Source organism: Thermococcus sp. 4557 (genome assembly GCF_000221185.1).
Taxonomy (GTDB): domain Archaea; phylum Methanobacteriota_B; class Thermococci; order Thermococcales; family Thermococcaceae; genus Thermococcus.
Genome location: NC_015865.1, coordinates 1929340 through 1952097 on the forward strand (window position 1 = coordinate 1929340; position 22758 = coordinate 1952097).

27 protein-coding genes and 1 tRNA gene are annotated in these 22758 nt (G+C 56.7%); 16 read left to right on the forward strand and 12 right to left on the reverse strand.

Going from position 1 to position 22758, the window contains the following annotated elements:
- The first annotated feature begins 68 nt into the window (after positions 1–68).
- The 4 genes from GQS_RS10300 (at position 69) to GQS_RS10315 (ending at position 1935) form a co-directional block, all read left to right on the forward strand.
- Positions 69–368 (forward strand): hypothetical protein, encoded by a 300-nt coding sequence (locus GQS_RS10300; protein WP_014013632.1) that lies wholly within the window; start codon positions 69–71, stop codon positions 366–368.
- A complete protein-coding gene (locus tag GQS_RS10305) occupies positions 350–1180 on the forward strand; it encodes a DNA-3-methyladenine glycosylase (protein WP_014013633.1) in 831 nt (276 codons plus the stop codon). Before GQS_RS10300 ends, GQS_RS10305 begins: the two co-directional genes overlap by 19 nt.
- Complete coding sequence (locus tag GQS_RS10310) at positions 1177–1470, forward strand: hypothetical protein (RefSeq protein ID WP_014013634.1); 294 nt, start codon at positions 1177–1179, stop codon at positions 1468–1470. Before GQS_RS10305 ends, GQS_RS10310 begins: the two co-directional genes overlap by 4 nt.
- Positions 1471–1536: 66 nt before the next feature.
- Entirely contained in the window at positions 1537–1935 is a 399-nt protein-coding gene (locus GQS_RS10315; RefSeq protein ID WP_014013635.1) for a hypothetical protein, read from the forward strand.
- A gap of 119 nt (positions 1936–2054) precedes the next feature.
- Here GQS_RS10315 and GQS_RS10320 read toward each other — a convergent pair whose 3' ends face one another.
- Entirely contained in the window at positions 2055–2561 is a 507-nt protein-coding gene (locus GQS_RS10320; RefSeq protein ID WP_014013636.1) for a type II toxin-antitoxin system VapC family toxin, read from the reverse strand.
- A 59-nt stretch (positions 2562–2620) separates the two neighbouring features.
- On the opposite strand from GQS_RS10320, the gene GQS_RS10325 reads away from it, so the two are divergent.
- Genes GQS_RS10325 through GQS_RS10335 form a run of 3 tightly spaced genes read left to right on the forward strand, consistent with a single transcriptional unit; the run spans position 2621 to position 5082 of the window.
- A complete protein-coding gene (locus GQS_RS10325) occupies positions 2621–3388 on the forward strand; it encodes a 5-oxoprolinase subunit PxpA (RefSeq protein ID WP_014013637.1) in 768 nt (255 codons plus the stop codon).
- Positions 3389–3392: 4 nt separating this feature from the next.
- A complete protein-coding gene (pxpB, locus tag GQS_RS10330) occupies positions 3393–4088 on the forward strand; it encodes a 5-oxoprolinase subunit PxpB (protein ID WP_014013638.1) in 696 nt (231 codons plus the stop codon).
- Positions 4081–5082 carry a biotin-dependent carboxyltransferase family protein gene (locus tag GQS_RS10335; protein WP_014013639.1) on the forward strand — a complete coding sequence of 334 codons (1002 nt, stop codon included), beginning with the start codon at positions 4081–4083 and terminating at the stop codon, positions 5080–5082. Before pxpB ends, GQS_RS10335 begins: the two co-directional genes overlap by 8 nt.
- A gap of 2 nt (positions 5083–5084) precedes the next feature.
- On the opposite strand, the gene GQS_RS10340 is transcribed toward GQS_RS10335, so the two are convergent.
- Both GQS_RS10340 and GQS_RS10345 read right to left on the reverse strand, forming a co-directional pair.
- Positions 5085–5519, reverse strand: a complete 435-nt coding sequence (locus GQS_RS10340; RefSeq protein ID WP_014013640.1) for a UPF0179 family protein — start codon at positions 5517–5519, stop codon at positions 5085–5087.
- Positions 5520–5552: 33 nt separating this feature from the next.
- On the reverse strand, positions 5553–6584 hold the full coding sequence (locus tag GQS_RS10345; RefSeq protein ID WP_193386153.1) for an NAD(P)-dependent glycerol-1-phosphate dehydrogenase: 1032 nt from the start codon (positions 6582–6584) through the stop codon (positions 5553–5555).
- 81 nt (positions 6585–6665) lie between these two features.
- Here GQS_RS10345 and GQS_RS10350 point away from each other — a divergent pair, with 81 nt between their 5' ends.
- The 3 genes from GQS_RS10350 to GQS_RS10360 are packed head-to-tail and all read left to right on the forward strand — an operon-like array spanning position 6666 to position 8854.
- Entirely contained in the window at positions 6666–7478 is an 813-nt protein-coding gene (locus GQS_RS10350; RefSeq protein ID WP_014013642.1) for a DUF63 family protein, read from the forward strand.
- Position 7479: 1 nt separating this feature from the next.
- On the forward strand, positions 7480–8250 hold the full coding sequence (locus GQS_RS10355; protein ID WP_014013643.1) for a bifunctional fructose-bisphosphatase/inositol-phosphate phosphatase: 771 nt from the start codon (positions 7480–7482) through the stop codon (positions 8248–8250).
- The gene (locus GQS_RS10360; RefSeq protein WP_014013644.1) at positions 8240–8854 is read left to right on the forward strand and encodes a rhomboid family intramembrane serine protease; all 615 of its coding nucleotides are present in this window, start codon (positions 8240–8242) and stop codon (positions 8852–8854) included. Before GQS_RS10355 ends, GQS_RS10360 begins: the two co-directional genes overlap by 11 nt.
- A 478-nt stretch (positions 8855–9332) precedes the next feature.
- Here the strand turns inward: GQS_RS10360 and GQS_RS10365 are convergent.
- Together GQS_RS10365 and GQS_RS10370 are read right to left on the reverse strand one after the other, a co-directional pair.
- A tRNA-Met gene (locus GQS_RS10365) sits at positions 9333–9440 on the reverse strand.
- A gap of 18 nt (positions 9441–9458) precedes the next feature.
- Positions 9459–11399 (reverse strand): helicase C-terminal domain-containing protein, encoded by a 1941-nt coding sequence (locus GQS_RS10370; RefSeq protein ID WP_048056587.1) that lies wholly within the window; start codon positions 11397–11399, stop codon positions 9459–9461.
- Between the two features lie 49 nt (positions 11400–11448).
- Here GQS_RS10370 and GQS_RS10785 point away from each other — a divergent pair, with 49 nt between their 5' ends.
- Positions 11449–11781 carry a hypothetical protein gene (locus GQS_RS10785; protein WP_014013646.1) on the forward strand — a complete coding sequence of 111 codons (333 nt, stop codon included), beginning with the start codon at positions 11449–11451 and terminating at the stop codon, positions 11779–11781.
- On the opposite strand, the gene GQS_RS10380 is transcribed toward GQS_RS10785, so the two are convergent.
- From GQS_RS10380 to GQS_RS10390, 3 genes are all read right to left on the reverse strand, one after another.
- A complete protein-coding gene (locus GQS_RS10380; RefSeq protein ID WP_014013647.1) occupies positions 11771–12472 on the reverse strand; it encodes a hypothetical protein in 702 nt (233 codons plus the stop codon). The two genes, GQS_RS10785 and GQS_RS10380, sit on opposite strands and share 11 nt — an antisense overlap.
- Before the next feature lie 89 nt (positions 12473–12561).
- Positions 12562–13608, reverse strand: a complete 1047-nt coding sequence (locus tag GQS_RS10385) for a M42 family metallopeptidase (RefSeq protein ID WP_014013648.1) — start codon at positions 13606–13608, stop codon at positions 12562–12564.
- 86 nt (positions 13609–13694) lie between these two features.
- Entirely contained in the window at positions 13695–14291 is a 597-nt protein-coding gene (locus tag GQS_RS10390) for a hypothetical protein (protein WP_014013649.1), read from the reverse strand.
- 67 nt (positions 14292–14358) lie between these two features.
- On the opposite strand from GQS_RS10390, the gene sfsA reads away from it, so the two are divergent.
- A complete protein-coding gene (sfsA, locus tag GQS_RS10395) occupies positions 14359–15066 on the forward strand; it encodes a DNA/RNA nuclease SfsA (protein WP_048056672.1) in 708 nt (235 codons plus the stop codon).
- Here sfsA and GQS_RS10400 read toward each other — a convergent pair.
- Positions 15063–16307 carry a glycosyltransferase family 2 protein gene (locus GQS_RS10400; RefSeq protein ID WP_014013651.1) on the reverse strand — a complete coding sequence of 415 codons (1245 nt, stop codon included), beginning with the start codon at positions 16305–16307 and terminating at the stop codon, positions 15063–15065. The two genes, sfsA and GQS_RS10400, sit on opposite strands and share 4 nt — an antisense overlap.
- 114 nt (positions 16308–16421) lie before the next feature.
- On the opposite strand from GQS_RS10400, the gene GQS_RS10405 reads away from it, so the two are divergent.
- Complete coding sequence (locus tag GQS_RS10405; protein ID WP_014013652.1) at positions 16422–17324, forward strand: toprim domain-containing protein; 903 nt, start codon at positions 16422–16424, stop codon at positions 17322–17324.
- A gap of 1 nt (position 17325) precedes the next feature.
- Positions 17326–18168 carry a site-specific tyrosine recombinase/integron integrase gene (gene xerA, locus GQS_RS10410; RefSeq protein ID WP_014013653.1) on the forward strand — a complete coding sequence of 281 codons (843 nt, stop codon included), beginning with the start codon at positions 17326–17328 and terminating at the stop codon, positions 18166–18168.
- Here the strand turns inward: xerA and GQS_RS10415 are convergent.
- From GQS_RS10415 to GQS_RS10425, 3 genes are all read right to left on the reverse strand, one after another.
- Positions 18119–19507 (reverse strand): ATP-binding protein, encoded by a 1389-nt coding sequence (locus tag GQS_RS10415; protein ID WP_238515774.1) that lies wholly within the window; start codon positions 19505–19507, stop codon positions 18119–18121. The genes xerA and GQS_RS10415 overlap by 50 nt on opposite strands.
- Entirely contained in the window at positions 19504–20883 is a 1380-nt protein-coding gene (gene pfkC / locus GQS_RS10420; protein ID WP_014013655.1) for an ADP-specific phosphofructokinase, read from the reverse strand. The genes GQS_RS10415 and pfkC overlap by 4 nt, the downstream gene beginning before the upstream one ends.
- Positions 20884–20968: 85 nt before the next feature.
- Positions 20969–21682 (reverse strand): aspartate/glutamate racemase family protein, encoded by a 714-nt coding sequence (locus tag GQS_RS10425; protein WP_014013656.1) that lies wholly within the window; start codon positions 21680–21682, stop codon positions 20969–20971.
- 95 nt (positions 21683–21777) lie between these two features.
- Between GQS_RS10425 and GQS_RS10430 the strand changes: the two genes are divergently transcribed.
- Complete coding sequence (locus GQS_RS10430; RefSeq protein WP_014013657.1) at positions 21778–22386, forward strand: nitroreductase family protein; 609 nt, start codon at positions 21778–21780, stop codon at positions 22384–22386.
- Positions 22387–22430: 44 nt separating this feature from the next.
- Entirely contained in the window at positions 22431–22757 is a 327-nt protein-coding gene (locus GQS_RS10435; protein ID WP_014013658.1) for a hypothetical protein, read from the forward strand.
- Position 22758: the final 1 nt, after the last annotated feature.

The window sequence follows — 22758 nt, forward strand, 5'->3', positions numbered from 1 at the left end:
ACTAAAGGGTTTAAATCTTTTGCCTGTCTTCCAAAAGTGATTTATATGTTGGGTGAGAATTCAGTAACATGGGGCTGAAAACTCTGGCCAAGCTCTACCGCGTTGCCAGAGGGGATGAAAAGGTCGCGAGGGCCTGGGAGCTCGTCCGTGCGGCCGCCAGGTACAGCCTGCACGAACCGTACTGGGACTTCCTGAGGGAGAACTTCGATGTCCGCGCGGAAGAGGTTAAAGAGGCCATGCGCTTCTTGGAGGAAAGGGGCGAGCTTCAAATCAAGCGTTCCGTTGACGGTAAGAGGCTCTACGTCTCGACCCTAAAGGATATAAGGGAGAACCCCGTTAGGCTCGACCGATGGCTGGGATTGACCTGAGAAAGACTGCCCATGAGATGATACGCAACGGCACTTGGAAGTTCGAAGACGGTGTTTTCTACCAGGCTTTTGAGAGCGGTATCGCCGGCTACGATGGAGAGGACTTCATTTTTCCCGAGTCGTGGGACAGAGGGGAAAGGAAGTCCGCGAAGGAAAAGCTGTCCTTTGTCCTCGGTCTCGACACGGATCTGGATTCCTTCTATGCCGGGATAAGCGATTCCCCCTTTGCATTCCTGATCGACGAGTTCTACGGCCTTACCGCCCCAAGGGCACCGAGCACGTACCAAGCACTGATTGAAGTCATCGCCCAGCAACAGGTCAGCTTCGAATTCGCCCAGAGAACTATTGCGAACCTCGTGAAGCTGGCCGGAAAGCCCTTTGGGGCCATCTACGCCTTTCCGCGTCCTGAGAGAATAGCCACATTGAGTGATGAGGAGCTCAAAAAAGCGAAGCTCGGCTATAGGGCCGGCTACATAAAGTCGCTGACGGAGCTTCATCTTGCCAAAAAGCTCGACCTCGAACTCTGGGACTGGGACGTTAAGGAGGCCATTAAGTACCTCACAAAGTTTCGGGGCATAGGAAAGTGGAGCGCCGAACTCTTCCTGGCCTACGGTCTGAGAAAGAACGTCTATCCCGCCGGAGACCTTGGGCTCAGGAGAGGAATAGGGAAGATTTTTGGGAAGCGGGTTAAGGACGTCAAAGAAAAGGACGTGAGGGAGATCATAGAACCCTACGGGAAGTGGAAGGGGCTTCTGGCGTTTTACATCACCTGCTATGACAGGAAGACCGAGATGGAGAGGAAGAGAAAATGAGCGAGATTAAGATTATTCTAGAAAAGGAGAAATTCAAGTCCCTAAAGGGGCGCGACATCAATGCCCTCCTTCGTGAGAATCTTCCCCGGATGGAGGATACTCTAAAGGCCGAGCGCGAGGAGATTCTCCTTGAAAAGGTCGCAAAACTTGAGGAAAAACTTCGGGAGATGGAAGGTGAGATAGAGGAGCTCAGAGAGTTCTACGAGAGGGCTTTGAGGGACAAGGAGTTCATGATGGCCGAACGGGAGAGGCTGAGGAAGGAAAACGAGGAGCTCAGAAAGAAGGTCTAAGAGAAAAGGAGAGAGCTTGAGAAAGTTCACGGATCGTGAACGAGTCGTTCATGGAGTGTGAACGGGATGAAACTCATCATCAGGCCGAACAAGGGCTTCGGAAAGATTGAGGTCGGGATAAACGAAGAGCTGTGGGGCGAGATAGAGCGTCTCGGCGAAAGGTACGGCGTTTCTCCCGAGAGGGTCATCGAGATAGCCCTAAAGGGGGAATTCAAGGAGCCCAAGGGCGACCTTGAGGAACTTGAGGAGAAGGCAAGAGTGCTTGAGGAAAGGACGTGGGATCTTGAGAAGGAGTACGCCCCGCTCCGCTTCAAGGCCTATGGTTTGAGTGAGGACAACAAAATACTCGCCATCGAGCTCTCGGGCCTGATAGCCGAGAACAGCCAACTTAAGAGGTTTCTTAGAATGAAGCCCGAGCGCAACGTCGAGCTGAGAAAGCTTATATCCTACTACCTCCAAGGTTGAACCGCGGATGATGACAGCGAATTGCGCGGATCGGTGAAGAGCAACGCTATCTGACGCCGCCCCGGGCGGGCAGTGACGATTCCAAGACGGGCTGAACCGCTCCGCGGTTGTGACGTGCCCTATGAGCGCCGAGCCCGCCCGGGGCGTTTTCTCCGGCGCTTCTTCTTAGGTATCAGTCTCACCTGGCTGCCGCAGTCGGGACAGATTCCCTCCGGCGGCATCTCTGAGAAACGCTTCCCGCAGCCTATACAGACGTAGTTCCAGCGGATGACTCGCTTTATCCCTCTCTTGAGGGTTCTGAATTCTATCCCGAGGGTTTTCGCTATGTTCTGGAGGTTGTAGTCGTCGGTGAAGAGGACTCCCCCAAGCTCGTACGCTAGGGCGAGAATCTCGACGTCTGCCTCGCTGAGCTCGTTTAACTCGCCCGTCTTTCTGGCCGCTTCCCTTACCGCTTCAAGGCTCTCCCGGGATGGGGACAGAACCCTAACCTTCCCGGCGCTTATCAGCCCCTCCAGAAAAAGCTTCGACTCTGGGTCTTTCACTTCATCGACGACCTTCGGCGTCGTAACCCCTTCCACATCGAACCCCTGAATGAAGACAGCCGCATCTATGACCTGAACCTTCATGGCCTAAACTCGGAGAAACCCTTTTTTAGATTTCCGTCGAAATGAAGCCGGTGGTGTGGATGAAGGTTGACCTGAACTCTGACCTCGGCGAGAGCTTTGGCCGCTACAAACTCGGCCTCGACGAGGAGGTTATGAACTACATCACGAGCGCCAACGTTGCAACAGGCTGGCACGCCGGTGACCCTATAGTCATGAGGAAAACGGTAAGACTCGCGAAGGAGAAGGGCGTTGCCGTTGGGGCGCACCCCGGCTACCCGGACCTGCTCGGCTTCGGGAGGAGGTACATGAAGCTCTCACCGGATGAAGCTCGCAACTACATCCTCTATCAGATCGGCGCCCTCTACGCCTTCACAAGGGCAGAGGGAATCGAGCTCCAGCACGTCAAGCCACATGGGGCGCTCTACAACGCCCTCGTTAAAGAGGAGGAGCTCGCGAGGGCCGTGATAGAGGGAATAGCGGACTTCGATAGAAACCCGATATTTGTGGCCCTCTCAGGCTCAAGGCCGGCGGAGATAGCCGAGGAGATGGGGGTTAAGGTAGCCCACGAGGTCTTCGCGGATCGCGCGTACAACCCTGACGGAACCCTCGTCCCCCGCTCGAAGCCCGGAGCGGTCATACACGAGGAGGAAGCGATAGCCGAGCGCGTCATCTCGATGGTCAAGGACGGCGGAGTCAGGGCGATAAACGGCGAGTGGGTCGAGCTTAGGGCAGATACAATCTGCGTCCACGGCGACAACCCAAAGGCGGTTCAAATCGCGGCGCGGATAAGGAGGGTCCTTGAGGAGGAAGGCGTTAGGGTAGTGCCGATGAGGGAGATCGTGCGGTGAGACCATGAAACCTACCATAAAACCCCTCGGCGATTCAGCGCTGCTCGTATCCTTCGGCGAGGTCATCGACGAAGAGGTAAACGCCAGAGTCCATGCCATTGCCGATGCTGTGGAGAGGGCTGACTTTGAATGGGTCGTTGAGGCCGTGCCGGCTTACTCGACGGTCTACGTCTTCTACGACCCCCTCAAGGCGAGCTTCAGCGAGGTGAAGGCGGCCATTGAGCCCCTCCTCCAAGTTCCGCCGGAATCCTTCAAGGGAAGACTCGTCGAGATTCCGGTCGTTTACGGCGGTCAGTACGGCCCGGATATCGGCTTTGTGGCGGAACACAACGGCCTGACCGTCGATGACGTGATCGAGATACATTCCAAGCCGACCTACCGCGTCTACTTCCTAGGATTCCTTCCGGGTTTCGCCTACCTCGGAGGCATGGACGAGCGTATAGCAACTCCAAGACTTGAAAAACCGCGCTTAAAAGTCCCAGCCGGCTCCGTGGGGATAGCCGGGAAGCAGACTGGTATCTATCCCCTCGAAAGCCCCGGCGGCTGGAGGCTAATTGGAAGGACTCCGCTCAGACTCTTCAACCCCGGGAGGGAACCCCCAACTCTCATAAGGCCCGGTGACCTGGTAAAGTTCGTCCCCATCGACGAGTCGGAGTTCAGAGAGCTCTACGAGGTCGAATGGGGGGAGGGAGATGATTGAGCTCCTCAACGTTCCTTCACTCCTCACCGTCCAGGACTCCGGAAGGCCCGGCTATAGAAAGCTCGGCGTCCCGGTTTCCGGCTTCATGGACGATTATTCTGCGAGGATAGCCAATTACCTCGTCGGGAACCCTGGTGATGGGCCTCTCCTTGAGTTCCTCCTGGCGGGGCCAACGGTGAGGTTCAACGCTTCAGCGGTCTTCGCCGTCGCTGGAGATGTTGACGTTAAGCTCAACGGCGTTCCCATTGAACCCTGGGCAAGCCACTGGGCGAGGAGAGGGGATATCCTCGAAGTGGGGACACTGAAGAGCGGCCTCTACGGCTACATCGCCTTCGCAGGCGGGGTAAAGTGTGAGCCGCTTCTCGGGAGTTGCTCGGCCTATCCAAAGGCAAACCTCGGAAGGCCGCTGAAGGCCGGCGACAGGTTAAGCCTGGGCTACGCCATCCTGACCGGCAGGGAAGGGCGCTATTTGCCCCCGGAGCTGAGGCCGGACTATTCAGCTAAAGAAAAGACCGTCCGCGTCGTCCTCGGGCCAAATTTAGAGCACTTCGCGGAGGGGGGCATTGAGACCTTCTTGGGTTCATCCTATGAGGTGACTCCCGAGAGCGACAGGATGGGCTACCGCCTGGACGGGCTGGTCATAGAACATTCCCCGAAGGGCGCCGACATCGTCACGGAGCCCCTGGTGCCTGGAACGGTTCAGGTTCCCGCGAACGGAAAGCCGATAGTGATGATGCGCGATGCCCAGACCACCGGCGGCTACGCGAAGATAGCCGTCGTTTCAACGGCAGATTTACCCATCGTTGCACAGAGCCGGCCGGGGGAGAGGCTGAGGTTTGAGGCGGTGAGCGTCGATGAAGCCCGGGAGCTTCTGATCAGGCGCGAGAAAACCTTAAGGGCAATCAAGGGCTTCCTTGACGGCAAAATGCGTGCCTATAGGATAAGAACGGGGGGAGAAGAGCTGATTGCGTTCACAAAAGTGGAAAAAGAATGAGGTCAGTCCTTCTTGCGCATGACCTTGACGTGCTTGTAGGTCTTGCCGTTGCACTCGACGTCGCCGAGGATTTCTATTATCTTTACGTGGTCGCCCTCGAAGAGGCCCTCGGGGCTGAAAAGCTCTGCCTTCTCTGGGTCGTTGCACTCCTCGAACTTGAGCTTTATTACCGAGCCCGCTATCGCCAGCCTGGGCTCTATCGCTACTTCGATGCTGGGCTCGACGACCTCGACGACGCGAACCTTGCCCTCGTGAAGCGGACAGGAGTGTGAGGGCATGCTCCTAACGCGGAGGATTTTGTATCTCCTGCCGGGTTCGAGGTTTCCGACGCAGACTCCTGCGAGCTTGCACGTCTTGCACGGTTCTGCCGGGCCGTAATATATGAATTCAACCCCGGGTCTTGCCAGCTTTTCCCCAACTAACGTGATTATTGCCATTCCAAACACCTCCGTTTTGTGAAGCGGTGATCTTCAGATGACTCCGGTGATTTTAGCGGCCTTCTCGGCTGCCTCTCGCGTGAGACCGTCCTTCCCGAGGATCGTATACCTCTCGGGCCTTATCGTGTGGGCAATCGTGAGGGCCTCGATTATGTACTCCGGGTCGATCCCAAGCTCGTATGCGTTAGTTGGCGCCCCGACCTTCTTTAAGGTTTCCCTAATCCTCTCCCACTTAAGCCCATGGAGGTAGGCCATTATTATCGTCCCAACGCCGACCTGCTCGCCGTGCAGGGCCGGTTTCGGCGCTATGGCATCGAGAGCGTGGCTGAAGAGGTGCTCCGCGCCGCTTGCAGGTCTCGAAGAGCCCGCTATGCTCATGGCCACACCGCACGAGATGAGACCCTTCACAACCTTCCTCACACTCTCCTCATTGCCGAGGCGTATTATGTCCGCGTTTTTTATCACCATCTTGGCGCTCATCAGGCTCAGCGAGGCCGCGTACTCGCTGTAGTACTCGCCCTTTATCCTGTGGGCTAGCTGCCAGTCCTTCACAGCGGTCAGATTGCTTATCATGTCCCCCACTCCAGCGGCTAGGTAGCGGTAGGGGGCGGTTTTTATGACCTCGACGTCCGCCACGACGGCTATGGGGGGCACCGCTTTAACCGAAGTCTTTGCTCCGATGTCCTTTATCGAAGCGTTGGCGCTCGCTATGCCGTCGTGCGAGGCGGTGGTTGGAAAGCTGATGAAGGGAACTCCCGCTTTGAAAGAGGCGAGCTTGGCGACGTCGATTATACTCCCGCCGCCGACGGCTATGAGCCAGTCAAATCCGCCGTCCCGGATTTCATCGAGGGTCCGGTTTACCTCCTCCATCGTCGCGCCTTTAACGGTGAGGCCATCCACCTCGTACTCCCCCGAGAGGTTCTCCTCGACCTCTCTGCCCGCTATCTTTTTTGTGTGTTTCCCGTAGAGCACGAGCGCTTTTCTTCCCAGACCGAGCCTCTCCGCGACGTTCACAACTTCTCCCTTGAGATCCTCGCCGAGCAAAACCTCCCGCGGGAGCTGCATCAGGTGCACTTTTCTCACCACCCCTAATCATAAGGTGGGAAAAGCTTTAAGGCTATCGGAACAACCCTCTACGGTGGTCAAATGGGGCTCTACGAGTTCTTTTACGAGTACTTCATCAGGCCCATACAGGAGAACCAGGGTTACAACCCCGTGAATACGGTTGTCTACGCCATAATCCTGGGCATAGCGGTCCTGCTGCTGTACAGGATGCTCAAGCGAATGGAAATCCGGGTTGATGGCCGCTTCTTCAAGGCGCTCATTCCGTATATAATTCTTGGACCGCTGATGAGGAGCATGACGGACGTTGGAGTCCTCCCCAGAACGTACCTTACCGTGAGCCCCGGCGGCTACTTTGTCATAGCGGCCTTTGCGATAGCCTCCCTGTACATTGTCTGGAGGCACGTCGGGCCGGGCGAGAGGCTCTACCCGCTCTACCGTGACTTCGGCTGGGTGCTGGTGGGGGGACTGCTCTTCCTGCTCGCCATAAACCTCGACAAGGTCAGCTTCAACTGGGAGGTTTTCAAGTACTTCATCCCCGCCCTGGTTATAGCGGAGGGGGCGGTATGGCTGCTCGCGAAGAAGGTCAAGGTTATCGACGACAACAGCGCCCTCTTCTACACCCATTTCTACGACGCGACCACCACGTTCGTTGGAATTCAGTTCCTTGGCTACTGGGAGCAGCACGTTCTCGCGAGGTGGCTCATAGATGCCTTCGGAACGGCGGCGGTCATGTACCTTGAAAAGTTCCTCATTCTCCTTCCGGTGGTCTGGATACTCGACAGGTGGATGGCGGACGAGGACCCGGATCTGATAAACTTCGTGAAGCTGACGGTGTTCATCCTCGGCTTCGGGCCGGGAACGAGAAACCTGCTGATAATGCTGATGGGTGGTTGAGATGGAGATAGCGTGGAACGAAGTGGCCCTTGAGATGGCTCGAGAGGTTGAGAAGGTTGTGATGCCCCTCTTCGGAACCCCCGAGGCAGGGAAGACCGTGGGGACGAACGTGAGCGGGGACGTGACGAAATACGTTGACAAGGTCGCGGAGGACGTGGTCATCGGCCGTCTCGAGCCTCTGGGCGTCAACCTGGTGAGCGAGGAGATAGGCTTCATAGACAACGGGAGCGACTATACCGTTGTGGTTGATCCCATAGACGGTTCCTACAACTTCGCCGCGGGAATACCGATATTCGCCTTCAGCTTTGCGGTTTTCAAGGGGAAAAAGCCAGTTTACGGGGCCATCTACGAATTCGTGCCGAAGCACTTCTACGAAGCTGTGCCGGGAAAGGGTGCGTTCATGAACGGCAGGCGGATAACGGTCAGGAAGCCAGAGCGCGGGAAAGAGGCCCTGAGCTTCTACACGCGCGGAAGGTGTACCGGACTGATAAAGAGGGTCAAACGCGTTCGCGTCCTCGGGGCGATAGCCGTTGAGCTTACCTACCTGGCAAAGGGGGCCCTCGATGGCGTTCTGGATATCCGGAACTACGTCCGCCCGACGGATATAGCCGCCGGTGCGCTGATAGCGAAGGAGGCGGGGGCCATCGTGACCGACGAGACCGGTAGGGAGCTGGAGATACACCTGAGCGCGACCGAACAGACGAACATAATAGCCGTGAACGACCGCTACCTGCTCGACATGATAATGGAGGAGCTGGAAAATGGGCGTTGAGAGATATTTCTACCGCTACGGAAAGGCGACGTTCACGCTGTTCCTGATAAACGTGGCTGTTTATGTGATCGAGGTAATCCTCAGCGGAAACCCGCTCAGCATAGGCATCGAGGTCTTGGCAAGGCTCGGCCAGTGGAACTACGCGGTTCTTTACCTCAACTACTGGTGGCAGCTCCTCAGCGCGATGTTCGTGCACGTCGGCATACTCCACATAGGCTTCAACATGTACTTCCTCCTGATGATGGGCAGGCAGCTCGAGGGCATACTCGGGCCGAAGAGGCTCGTCATGGTTTACCTCGTCTCGGGCCTTGCCGGGAACCTTCTGACGCTTCTCCTGTTGCCCCTTAACTCGGTCAGCGCCGGCGCGAGTGGGGCGCTCTTCGGCATAGTCGGGGCGCTGATACTCATAACCGGAGTCGTCGGTGGCAACATGCAGGGGGCGTTAATAAACGCCTTCGTGCTCTTCCTGATAAACAGCCTCCTGCCGAGCGTTAACATCTACGCCCACCTCGGCGGGCTCGTCGTCGGAATGGCCATTGGCTACTACTACGGCAAACGGATTAAGAGACACCTGATGGCGAGGATGTATGGGTACGGGTGGTGACGTCCCGTTTTTTCAATTTTATGAATGTCCGAGGGTCATAACTCCCCAGTGACCAGTTTAATCCCTAGATAGTAAAACGCTGTGGACGGTAGTTGGGGAGTAAATTCGGGAATATTTTTAGAATCGCACGTGATCTTCTGTCAACGCTGAAGCTTTTGGAAAATCTTCACCAAAGAAACTTTGCGCAGGCAAAGTTTCATCAAAGTTTGTGATTCTTCCTTAAAGTGCAGTTGGGGGGAGTTTGCACTACCAAACTATCATTTTCAAGCAGGAATTCACTCTCAGAGCTCCTGAAACGTGGGTTTAAACTCCTAAAGCGCTCCAACGGAGCGCGGGGAAAGTAAACCCACTCAAACAAAGCAACTTGAACAAGGAATTCCTCAATAAAAACCACACTCAAAGAGGCAAACCCTCCCAGAGAAGCACCTTAGAAGAGAATCACGAACCTTGATCAAACTTCGCGAAGGCGAAGTTTGAATGGTGCCGGGGCGGGGCTTTGAACCCCGGACCTCTCGGTTTCTCAGGCTCCCCCGAAGGGGAGCGGCCCTATGAGCCGAGCGCTCTGACCAGGCTAAGCTACCCCGGCACTGCCCGAGCGCTCGGGTTATACCTTTCGGGGGGCCTTTTTAAATCTTTCGCCATTTTCCCAGAACCTCTTGAGGTAGAGTCTCATCCTCCCCAGATCAACGGGTCTCACCGTTTCCACCATCCAGTCCGGCAGGTCTTTCTTTATCCCTCTCCAGAGCAGGCGGTAGTCGAGGACCACTATTGAACCCTTCTCCTCCGCCGAACGGTGCACCCTTCCCGCCGCCTGGACGAGCTTTCTGTGAGCCGGCAGGTAGTAGCCGTAGTACCTGCCCTTCTCCGGGAACTTGCGTTCGAAGTACCTTATCCTGGCCTGAACCCTCGGCGTTGGCCTCGCGTAGGGGATTCCGACGAGCACCACGCCGTTCATTTCATCCCCGCTGTAGTCCTGTCCCTCGCTGTTCCTGCCGCCCATCACGCCGAGCAGGACCGCCCCGTTGCCCCTCGCGTGGGCCTTGAACTGGGCGACCATGAGGTCGTTCTCGGCCGAAGAGACACCCTGCTTCTCGATGAAGACCGCTTTTCCCGTCTCCTCCAGCCTAACCTGGAGGTTCGCCGATAGAAGGCCCTGGAGAACCTCGTAGGATGCCGCGAAAACCCCGACGTTCTTCGGGATTATCCTCGCCGCTTCCACTATGTAGTCCACCATCTTCCTGTAAACCTGGAGCGAGCGCTCATCGCCCCTAGTCGAGACGTCTTTGGCCACCAGAACCTGGGCGTTCTCGCGCTTTACCATCCTCGGGAACTTCTTCAGGCGGGCGTTCTCCACGCCCATGACATCGCGGAAGGCCTCAAGCGGGGTGAGAGTTCCGGACATGAATATCGCGCTCTGGACGTCCTTTATGAAGCTCAGGGCCTTGGATGGGTCGAGGGCAACGAGCTCGAGGCTCAGGCCCCTGTCCCTGCTCATGAGGAACAGGTAGTCCTCCCTTCCGATGAGGGAGAGCCACAGGAGAAGGAACTCGCCGACGCGGCCGATGTAGGAGCGGGGCGGCTTGCCCTTCTCTATTCTGTCCTCCCTTATCGAATCCCCGACCGCCACCATGTCGTTGAGTGTCTTGACGAGCCACCTCGTGTCCAATCCAAGAACCTCGACAACGTGAGAGAACACCAGCTCCGGCTGGATCGGGGTCTCCTGGATGTCCTTGCTCCCAAGCTTCTCCTGGAACAGTATCTCCAGTCCCCGGCCCAGGATGCTCAGGAAGTTTGCTATCTCGTGCTCGTTGTATTCGTCGGCCTCTTTTATTGCCCTGTTAATTGTGTTTATGCTTATTTTATCGCTGAGTGCCGAAATCGCCTGATCCGGAAGGTTGTGGGCCTCGTCAAAGACGACTATCATGTCGGAGTAATCGAGGTCCAGGGAGCTTATGAAGTTCTCACGTATGGTGGGGCTGAGGAGATAGAGGTAGCTGGCGACTATCACGTCGGCCTTCTCCGCTATCCTCTTGGTTAAATCGTAGGGGCACAGCTCCAGGGTCTGGGAGTAGTCGAGTATCTCCGCGGGGTGACTCGGCTCCCCGAGGAAGAAGCGCACCAGCTCGTCGAACTCCGCCTTTTTCTTCTTTTCGTTCTCGTAGAACTCGCACTTGCCCATCTTCTTGAGGTTCTTGCAGACGACCATTGCGGTGTATGCGTCGCTCGTGAACTGGGTGAGGTACGTGTGCAGGCAGAGGTCCTTCCTGCTCCTGAGCTCAACGCCGGAAACGGGGCTCTTCCTGCTTATTGCCTTCAGCTCCTCTATGACCCTGTCCATCTGCCTGTGTGTTCTGGCCAGGTAGAGCACCTTGTAGCCCATTTCCTTGGCGTGGGGGAGTACTCCCGCCAGGACGCTCACGGTCTTTCCGAATCCTGTGGGTGCCTCGATGATGACGTTCTCTCCGTTTTCAACTGCCTTTGAGACCAGTTCTATGAAATCGCGCTGGTTCGGTCGCAGGTTTTTGTATGGAAAGTAGTCGGTCATGGGAAAGAGTTTTAACGGCTCGCTTTTAACTTTTCCCCAGGTGACAGTAATGGACGAGAAGACGGGCAGGTTCATCGAATACGCGGTTGAGGCCCTCGTGGTGACGTGGCTGGGATACCTGTTCCTCTATCAGAACTACCTGCTCTATCGGTGGCACCGTGGTCTCCCGCTGCCTTCCAGATTCCCGTTCATCATCATCGGGGTAATTCTTGGGATTCTGTTCTTCTGGTACGAGTGGAACCGGTTCGAGAAAGAGCTCGCCAAGAGGGAGGAAGCCGCCAGTGAGTCTGCGATCCCCGTGGTCTCCCGAAGCTCGAATTCCCCCGAGGAGCCCTCCGAAGGGGCATCGGAGACGGGAGAAAGCGAAGGGACTACTCCCTGATCCTGATGACGTACTCTCCCCTCGCATCTATCCCCTCAAAATCCTCCGCCCCCACGTTTAGAATCCCCTTCTCCACCTCGATGATTGAACTCCCTGAATCAGACCCGTACTCGACCCTTCTCACGATGTCGTTCTCCACCGTGACCGTGAACCACTCCCCTCCGTTCTCGCCCCTGAGGGTGAACGAGGGGCTTCCGATATTGAACCGGACGTACCTTATCGTGTGTGCCATTAGGAAAGGCTCAAAGTTTCTTATTATGAAGTTCCGGGGGGAGCCGAAGGCCCTGGCCGCTATCGTGTGGTGACTCTCCGCCATTCTGACCAGGGCGGTGCCGGAGCCCTTCGCCAGAAACTCAAGCTTCCTTCCCATCATCCTCTCACCGGGGATGTCGGCCGAGGCCCTCGCCACGAGCTTTTCCCCGAGGGCGGCGAAGGAGAGTATCAGAAGCCCCTTATCCCCCTTGATGACGTAGGTGACGTGGGGTTTGTTGAACGTGAACTCCAGAACTCCCTCAAACTCGAACCTGAGCAGAAACTTCCTGATGGCAAACCTGGCGAAAACCTTCTCACCCCTCTGGGTTACCCCGGCCTCATACTGAAACGTCGAGAAAACCCTCTCCGGCCTTGAAGCTACCCCCACAAGCGCTTCCCACCCTGCCGAGAAGGGCACCTCTGCCGTCCTTGACTCCATGGGGCGCACCCTTGTGCATTCGTCCCCAGAATGTACTCGAACGGGTTTTTAAATTTGGCGATGAAAACGAGGAAAAATAGGGGGAAGGTTCAGAGCTTGAGCTCCGGAATCTCCTCAAGAACCTTGACGGTCAGCTTAACCGCCGCATCGACGTCGCGCTCGTCAACGACCTCCGTGTTGGAGTGAATGTAGCGCGCTGGAATGCTTATTCCGCCGCTCGGAACGCCGGCCTTGTTGAGGTGTATCGCTCCCGCGTCGGTTCCGCCGCCGGTGAGGATGTCCCACTGGTAGGGAATCTCGTGCTTCTTGGCGAGCTCCTCCATCCAGCGGACGATGGTCGGGTGGCAGATGACGGAGCGGTCCATTATCTTAATCGCGACGCCCTTTCCGAGCTGGGTTATCTGCTTGTGCTCCGGCGTTCCCGGAACGTCGGCCGCTATGGTGACGTCAAGGGCAAAGCCGTAGTCGGGGTCTATGCCGAAGGACGAGACCTTCGCACCGCGGAGGCCGACCTCCTCCTGAACGGTCGCGACGAAGTAGACATCTGCGTCAGTCTCGGCCAGCTGCCTCGCGGCCTCGACGAGGATGTAAACCGCTATCCTGTCGTCGTGGGCTATGCTGACGAGGCGGTGCTTTCCGAGCCTCTCGAGCCTTCCGTCCCAGGTGATGACGGTGCCTATCCTAACGCCCATCTCCTCGGCCTCTTCCTTGCTCTCGGCGCCTATGTCTATGAAGACCTGGTCCCAGGTCGGGGCCTTGCTCCTCTGCTCCGGCTTCTGGATGTGCGGCGGAACGCTTCCACCGACGCCGTAGACGAACTCGTTCGGGCCGATCCAGACCTTGAAGCGCTGGGCGATGAGCGTCCTCGGGTCAACACCGCCAACCGGTGCAACGCGGAGGAATCCGTTCTTCTCGATGTGGGTCACCATGAGGCCAATCTGGTCCATATGTCCAGCGAGCATGACCTTCGGGCCCTTGCCCTTCTTGTGGGCGATAACGTTGCCGAGCTTGTCGACGGTTATCTCGTCGACGTAGGGCTTAAAGGCCTCGATAACAACGTCCCTGACGCCGAGGAACTCGTAGCCGGAAACGCCCGGCGCCTCTATAATCCTTTTGAGAAGCTCGTAGTCAACCATCACAACACCCCCTTCGTTTAGATTTCCATCTAAATGCTCATGGCTGGGATATTTAAGGTTTTAGGTGGGGTTCACACCCAGTTGACTCATGGGTAAATCTTAACCCCCATTTTATCCTCGCCGTTGTCGTATATCTCACGGATCTTGAAGAGATACGCCGGCGTTCTGCTCCAGTCCCGTGGCTTTTTTGGCCTGTGGAAGATGTCGTGGAGGGCGTTGGTGTACTCCCACACGGGGCCATCCTCATGTATCTCCACGTCGCATCTGACCTCGTAGGAGGTGCTGGGCGGGGTGAAGAAGAGCACCGTTGCCTCCTTCCTTCCCTCGGTTAGGTTTTTCCAGGTGTGCTTTCTGGCGAGCTCGAGGGACACCAGTTTCGTGAAGTCTATCCTTTCCCTCACGTAGATTTCCTCCAGGAGAAACCTGCCCGCGTTTAGTGGGTTGTAGGGCCTCCTGAGTTCCTCCCTCATCTTTTCGATGGTCTCGGCGAGAAGTTCCTCCCTGTGTATGAAGCCCACGCCTTTAATAGAACCGTTCACGCCGGCGGGCCCGCAGGTGATTATCGCCGCGTTGTGCCGTGTGAAGCTTATCAGAACCTCCGGGCCAAACTTTCCGTTCAGGAGGTGCTTTATTCCCTCGACCCTTTCCTCGAACGCGTATCTGATGAACTCCTCGGGGAGCATGTTCCCACCGTGTCCGATACGGCGCTATCGTTAAAAGCCCTCCCCCGGAGGAGGTTCGGGATTGAAAATGACGACCCTGCTGAAGCTCAGTGTGGTCCCCTGCATCTTCCGCAAAAGGCTCAACCGCTTCGTGGCGCTGGTCGAGGTTGATGGTGAGGAGAGGAGAGCCCTGGTGACCAACACCGGCCGATTGGAGGAGTTCATGGTTCCGGGCAGGAAGGCCTTCTGCACGCCCAAGACCGGCGGAAAGACGGACTTCGTTCTGGTTGCCTTCGATGACCATGGAGGAAAAGGAGCGGTGATAGACACCAGAACCCAGGCCAAAGCCTTCGAGCAGGCGGTGGAGCTTGGTTTGGTACCCTGGCTGAGCGGCTGCCGGATAAAGCGGAAGGAAATCGCGGTCGGCAAATCGCGCCTCGATTACCTCTTTGAATGCCCCGAGGGCGAGGTCTACGCCGAGATGAAGAGCGCCGTCCTGCGAGGGGGTGAAAGAGGGGAGTACGCGATGTATCCGGACTGTCCGAGCGTCAGGGGGCGGAAGCACATCAGGGAGCTTATAGAGCTCTCGAAAGCTGGGAAGAAAGCCATGATCTTCTTCATCGGCGCGATGCCGGGCGTTGAAAAGTTCAGGCCCTACGGGAGGGGCGACTCGGAGATAGCGAGGCTCCTTAGAGAGGCGGACAAGGTAGGCGTTGAAATCCACGCGCTGGGCATATCCCTTCTGCCAGATGGGAGGGTCGTTCTTGAGAGGCCGAGTCTTGAAATCGAGCTCTAAACCGCCGTCCGCGGGGTCTTGTACCACACCTTCTTGGCCTTTCCAGCCTCCCACAGGCCGGCCAGTGAGATGAATATCCATATCTGGGAGTAGGTGTAGTACATGAGCAGCGCAAGGAGCCAGCAGCCAACGCTCCTTATCTTCCCGTCGTAGAGGCCGGCGAATATCTCCAGCAGGAATGATAGATAGACGAAGCTCAGGATGGCCCCTGTGAACCACGTGATGTTTCCGAAGGTTACCAGGAGCGCTATGAAGGCCACGTCCGCCACTATGACGGCTATCGCCAGGAGGTAGTACACCATCAGCGTGAGGAGCAGGTCAAAGCGCAGGCCCCATCCGGGAATCTCGCGGAACCTCTTTATGTGCTCCCTCACGGTGTAGACGTTTCCGGCCGCCCAGCGCGTCCTCTGCCTGAACCACACGCGCCAGCTCTCGGGCTCCTGCTCCCAGGTGATGGCGAGTGGATTGTAGGCTATTCTCTTACCCATGGCCATTATCCTGAATGACAGCTCCAGATCCTCAGCTAGGGCTTCTTCGTCCCAGCCGCCGAGCTCTTCGAGCAGGTCTCTCCTGATTACGAAGTTCGTTCCCGGGAGCACAGCGGTTTTGTAGAGTTTGCTCTTTCCGCTCTGGCCGGCCAGCTGGAAGTAGAGGTACTCCATGCATATGAACCTTGTGAGGATGTTCCTGTTCCAGTTTATGGTTCTCACCTTGCCTGTGACTGCCGGCGTCTCATCGTCCAGCATCGAGACGAGCATCTTAAGAGCGCCCGGCTCCGGCCGGTTGTCCGCGTCGTAGACGGCTATAACTTCACCCCTTGCCAGTTTGAGGCCGTAGTTCAGGACGTAGCTCTTCCCCCTGCCGCCGCCCTCAACGCGGACTACCCTGATGAACGGGTACTCCCTAGCGACTTCCTCGGCTATCCTCACCGTGTCGTCCGTGGAGCCGTCGTCCAGGAGGAGAACCTCCAGTTTATCTTTGGGATATTCGAGGTTTGCCATCGCCCGGAGCGTGTCCTTTATCACCACGGCCTCGTTCCGGGCGGGGATGAGGATGGTGACGGAGGGCAGGGCATCGTCCGGCGGTATCGGGGACTGCTTGAAGCGGGAGTTGTACCTCAACCCGGCCATCGTGAGAATCACGTAGTACAGGAAAATGGGGTATATGACTATCCCCGCGAACAGCCAGATTAGGTACAGAATGGATATAACGAGCCCAGCGGCGGTGCCGAGGTCGACCATGCCGTCCCCCTATCATGTTACGGCCCTTCCGCTTATAAGGGTGACCTTTCGGGCTCGTCACGGAGCACGGAAGCGTTTTAAACCCGTAGGGGGAGAGAAAGTCAGGTGATGCGTATGGCCATAGTCGATGTTAGAATCCTCGTGGAAGGTGCGAGCGACGTTGAGGTTGTAAGTAAGGCCCTTCAGGGCTTGGCTTTGGGAAGCGAGTACAACATCACGATTTCCGCGATAATCCCGACGACCAACGTAGAGATAGCGAAGAGCGCCGCCGCGGGCGCTGACCTCCTCATCATAGCGACCGACGCCGACAGGGTCGGAAGGGACCTGGCCGAGAGGCTCTTCAGCGAGCTGGGGGAGATGGTCGGGCACGTTGAAAGGATGAAGCTCCCCCTCGGCCACGATCTCGAGCACGTTGACGTTGAGCTCGTCAGGAAGGAGCTCAAGAACACCCTCGTCCGCGCCGGTCTCAAGAGCCTCCAGATACTCCCGGAGTACATGGCGCTCAGGAACCAGCTCCTCGACCTCAAGGGCCGCTACGATGGTCTCACGGATGAATACAAGCGCCTTCACGGCGAGTACGAGGCTCTGAGAAAGGCCTACGACGAGTTGAAGGCAGAGAGTGAAAAGCTCGCCGAGGAGAACTCGGGTCTTAAAGCCCTTCTTGAGAACAGTAAGAACGTTTATCGCGTTGAGGAGGCCTGGAAGTCCCTCTTCCCTGCCGAGCCGGTTCCGGACGAGGCGTACATTGGAACGGCCGTTGAGAAGCTCGGACTTACCGGCAGGGTCATAGTGGGTCAGGGATACATCTTCGCCGAGGACAGGTCTCTTGTGGACGAACTCCTCAGAACCGTCTACCTCAGCATAGCCATCCGGGAGGAGCCGGAGCCAAAGCCGCCCCGGCCGGAGCCTCCAAAGGAAGAGCCCCCCGCACGGGCCGAGCCAGCCGGGGAGGAAGAGGTTGCCGAGAGTGCGGAAGTGAAGCCTGAGGAGCTTGAAAACCTCCTGAAGGGCCTGTGATATGGAAGTCCCCGAGCTGATAGAGGAGTACGAGACCTACCTCGACCTCGAGGGGAAGAGCCCTAACACGATTAGGATGTACTCCTACTACGTGCGCCGGTATCTGGAGTGGGGCGGCTCCCCAAACGCCCGCTCCGCCCTCCGTTTTCTCGCCAGGCTTAGGAAGGAAGGTTACTCCAACAGGAGCCTCAACCTCGTGGTTCAGGCCCTGCGCTCCTACTTCCGCTTCGAGGGCTACGATGAAGAGGCCGAGAAGCTCAAGCCCCCGAAGGTCCCCAGGAGTCTCCCGAAGGCTCTGACGCGCGAGGAGGTTAAGAGGCTTCTCTCGGTTATTCCGCCGACAAAAAAGCGCGATAGGCTTATAGTTCTCCTCCTCTACGGCGCAGGTCTGCGCGTCAGCGAGCTGTGCAACCTCAAGAGGCGCGACGTTGACCTGGAGCGCTCCACCATCGTGGTTCGGGGAGGCAAGGGTGCCAAGGACCGCGTCATACCCATTCCGGAGTTCCTTGCAAAGGAGATACGGGCATACCTCGAAACGCGCTCCGACGACAGCGAGTACCTCCTCGTCGAGGAGAGAAGGAGAGAAAAGGACAGGCTCTCCACCAAAACCGTGTGGTACCTCCTGAAGCGCTACGGTGTCAGGGCCGGCGTTGAGGTCACGCCCCACAAGCTCCGCCACAGCTTCGCGACCCACATGCTCGAAAACGGCGTCGATATAAGGGCCATCCAGGAGCTCCTCGGCCACTCGAACCTCTCAACGACGCAGATTTACACCAAGGTTACCGTCGAGCACCTCAGAAAGGCGCAGGAGAAGGCGAGGCTGATAGAGGGGCTGATGGAGTGAGCCCGAGCAGGAACTTCCAGAGCGGGACAACGTTTATTCTGCGGCCATCCATTTCAATGGTTTCCTCCTCCTCGAGTGTCACAACCGTGAGATTCTCGCAGCCGAGATTTTTGCCGGCTCTAACGATGGCAGATAGCTCCCGCTCCCGTGCATCCTTGAGGCTTAAGGTCACCTGAATCAGTTCCACAGTCTTTCCCGACTCCGAGACGACGAAATCAACCTCCTTCTCGCCGGAACCACCGTAGTAGTAAATGTTGAGAAGCGGGTTCAGATAGTGCTTCCTTCTGAGAAGCTCAAGGAACACGGCGTTTTCAATATCCCTTGCGGGGTCCTTTTTTGAAAAAAGGGCCAGGCCGGTATCGATGAGGTAAACCTTCTTGGGGGCTCTGAGGGACTCTTTTTCGGAGCGGGCAAACTTCGGAAGGAAGAAGACGAAGAATGAGTCTTCAAGTGCTCTGAGGTATTCGAGGACCGTCGTTTTTGATGTTCCAAACTCGGACTTGAGGAAGCGGTGGATTGAGCTGTACGAGGTGTACTTCGCGTAGTTCGAAAGCAGAAGCTTGACAAGGGCCTCAATCAGGGCCACGTTCCTTATCCCGTGCCTCTCTACGACGTCCTTCGTTATCATCACCGAAAGGTACTCTTCAAGTATTCTAACCTTATCGCCGAGCAGGGCCACCTCAGGGAAGGCGCCGTATCTTAAGTATTCATCCAGAAGATTTTTTATCACATGTACCTTTCTGCCGTAGAGGTCGCGCTTTTTAAAGTCCACCCCCCTAAATCGGAGGAACTCCCGAAACGAGAGGGGGAGGAGTGTGTATGAAATTCCGCGTCCTCTCAGCTGGGTCGCAACCTCCCTTGAAAGCAGCCGTGAGGACGAACCCGTAACCGCAACCATGAAATCCTCGTCAAGGAGATACCTTACGCCGATTTCCCAGTTGGGGACGTTCTGAATCTCGTCGAGAAGGAAGAAGACCTCGCCCCCAACGTTCTCAGGATAGAGGTCAAAGTACGCATCAACAACTCCAGGAAAGTCCCGTCCAGTTATCCCGAACAGGAGGGGGTTCTCAAAGTTCAGGTAAACGTAGCGTTCCCTTTCATCTCCAACTATGGAATAAAGGAGATACGTCTTCCCGGAGCGTCTTGGACCAATTATCACCGTTGCCTTCCCCTTGTTCAGAGAGGGCTCTAGCTCCCTTTTCACAACCTGTGGTAAATCCCTCTCATGGAAAAGGCGGATATAGCGTTTGATGTCCTCAGACTTCATGGTACGATATACTGTACCAATCTTTAAAAGCATTTGGTACGCTGTACCGTACCAAAAATATTGAACGTTCAAAGCGCCCCCTTCTTCCTCAGCATCGCGAGGTAGCTCGTGAAGGCCCCGGCGGAGATTGTGTCGCCCAGGCCCACCGTTGAGACCGGGTTCCTGACGAGCCTCGTCGGGATTATGACGACCTTGTACTCCCTGGTTCTCAGGCGCCTCTTCGCCTCCTCGAAGCGCAGTTTGACGTACTCCCCGCGCTCGTTGTACGGTACGCTGGTGCCCACTTTGAAGTCCTCCGGCGAGCGGATTTCCCCGAGGGACGCGCGGGCAGCGGCCAGGGTTGTTGCGAGCTCAAGACTGCTCCTCAGCTCGTCCTCGCTCAGCGGGTTGTCGGAGTGGGTGATGTACATGATGTAGTAAATCGTGTGTATCTGGAGCACCTCGAGGTTCATCTCGTCTATGAGGATTTTTCCGCCGAGAACCGTGTCCTCGATGCGGTTGTATGTGAAAATCCTGTCCGAGAGCTTGGAGTAGCCGAGGGCGTTGAGGACGTGGGCTATCTCCGCCTCGTCCATGCCAACGCTGTCAACGAGCGGGAAGAGATTGTAGATGACCTTCTTCCTGAGCTCGCGGTTCTGTATCGAGGCGAACTCCAGGTGAACCTTAACGTCCTTCTCGCGCTTGAGCAGGAGTATGTCCTTTTTGGCCTCCCTGAGGTAGTGGTTCGCGTCCTTCCCGTCTGAATAGCGGAGCTTTATCCCCTGGTAGCCAGACAGAATGGCTCCATCAACCTGGAGGCCTATCTCCGGCAGAAACGGCTTCAGCTCGGGGTCGGTGTAAATCCTTATGCTCTCGAAGCGGGCCGAGACGATGAACCTGCCCGAGAATGGAACCTGTATCGTCTCGTTTCCGAGCCTGAAGGTCGTTCCCGCGCGGAACTCGAAGATGCGGTTGACCTTTATCGGGTCGCCCTCCCTGTAGGCCTCGCGTGGGTGTTTGAAGGCCAACCTGCCGTCCTCGACGACTGGGTATGCAAGGTTGGGCCTGTCCATGAACATCTTGGCCTGCTTCCTCGCGAGGTGGGGGGTGTAAACCAGCACCCGCTTGAAGTCCAGATTCGCCAGGAGATTGGCTATGATTCCGGCCTGACCGCCCATCCTCTCAACGTCGTATTTGAAGTGGGAGTCAAACCACGCGTGGAGCTCCTCGTTGACGAGGGGCACCGCCATCGGCTTGCCTGTCTTGAGAGCGTGTACCAGCCTGGCAACGAAGTCCAAGGGCTCGTTTATCTCTCTGGGATAGTCATCCATTCGCTTCCTGACCGCTTCGGCCCCAAACTCGTCTATGAGCCTCTGCACTATATCCCCTTTCAGAAAGGTTATCGCATCGACGTTCGTGTTGTAGGCCGTGTACACCGAAAGCTTCCTTGCCTCGTCCAGGAGCCCCATATGTATCACCCTCAGTGACTAACACCTAAGAAATGTGGGGGAGTTCTTAAAAGGATTTCGGAATGAAGGGGCGGAAGGAAGGGAGTCAGAAATCGATGAATAACCTCCCCAACCCGGGGATCCGCTCCATAACATCCATCTGGCGGAGGGCCAGCCAAAGCGATGCCTGGTTGCTCGTAACGACCGGGACGCCGAGGTCCTCCTCGAGAACTTCGATTATCTCGAAGGTTCTGAGGTTGGTGCAGCTGATGAAAATCGCATCGGCCTCGTCCATGAAGCTCGCCTTGGCGAGGCGGTAGGCCTCGTGGGGTTCGAGCTTTCCAATCTGGGTGTTGTCCTCTATCCCCAGTCCCCGGATGTCAAGAATCTCGAAGTCGTTGGCCTCGAGGAACTCCTTCTCCCGCGCGTTTATCTCGTCGGTGTAGGGGGTTATCACGAGTACCGCCTGGGCGTCGAGTATCTTAAGGGCCTCGACAACGGCCGTACTCGTGCTGACCACGGGAACGTTTACCTCCTCCTCGATCTTCGCCTCGATTTCCTTCTCGTAGTCCTTTCCTCCTATGAATGAGCCGCTCGTGCAGCCGTAGAGGATAAGCTCAACGCCCGCGTCACGCAGAAGCCTGGCACTCTCAACGGCCATGGCGTTCATCTTGACAAGTTCTTCCTCCGTGACGTTCTTCAGCGGAACCCTCGCCGTGTGAAGGGAGACTCCTTCGGGGAGCGCGGAGTGAAGCTCCATCTCCATTGTAGTGTTCGATGATGGAACGATAAGACCAAGCCTGCCTCTCCATCCGTACATGCTTTCACCTCTTGGGGATTACTCCGGAGTTCTCTTAAACCTTTGGTTTCGGAAAGGCTGATTAAGGCCGGTGAGAAACCTCTGGGGGTGATAGCGTGGAGCTGGACGACGCGATATTGAACAGGACTTCCGTGAGGTATTTTGAGGAGAAGAACGTCCCTGAGGAGCACGTTAGAGAGCTTGTGGAAGCCGCGGTGAGGGCACCGACCGCGAGCGGTCTGGAGAACTGGAAGTTCGTGGTCTTTGGGAGTGAAAAAGCGAGGGAAAAGCTCTACGGCCTCATAGCTGAAGGCATGATTCGATACTACCGCGCCGTGAACCTGCCCGATGAGAAGATAGAGAAGCTCAAGAAACGCATGTACGAAAGCGGAATGTACCGTGCGCCGGTTTACATCGCGGTCTTCATCGACAGGCGCGTCCGCTTCCTCAAAGGGAGCGAGTTCGACGAGCCTGAGTTCATCTGGAGTGTGGAGAGCGCGGCGATGGCCATCCAGAACCTCATGCTCAAGGCCGTTGAGCTCGGTCTCGGGACGGTCTACATAGGCGTTACTAATTTTCGGGGCATAGAGGAGGAAGTCCGGGGGCTTGCGGGCCTCGACGAGAATCACTACCTCGTTGGGGTCATCCCGGTCGGCTATCCGCGGGAGGAGGCACGGCCTAGAAAACGGAGAAAAAGCATCGACGAGGTGCTCAGGTTCGTCTGAGTTACCTTTTTATTCCCCCCACCCTACCAACCTCCGGTGGGACGATGATAGAGTTCGTGATACTGCTCGGGGTCATAGGCGGCTGGATAATAGTGGCCTCGACGCTCTTCCTGATGCTCGCGCTGGGCCAGACGTGGGGCCTTATCGGCGTCGCCCTGCTCATCGGATTCATCCTGGTCAACCATTCCCTCAAGAGGAAGTACATGAGCACGATAGTCGATGCGACGCCCAGGGCCAAGGCCATAGCGGCGCACATCTTTGAGATGAACGAGCTCATCCTGCTGTCCTCGTATCTGGTTTCCCTGCTCCTCTACGAGGGCATACAGAAGTACGTGGAGATAATCATTAAGTTCCCTGGTACGGTGGGGTGAT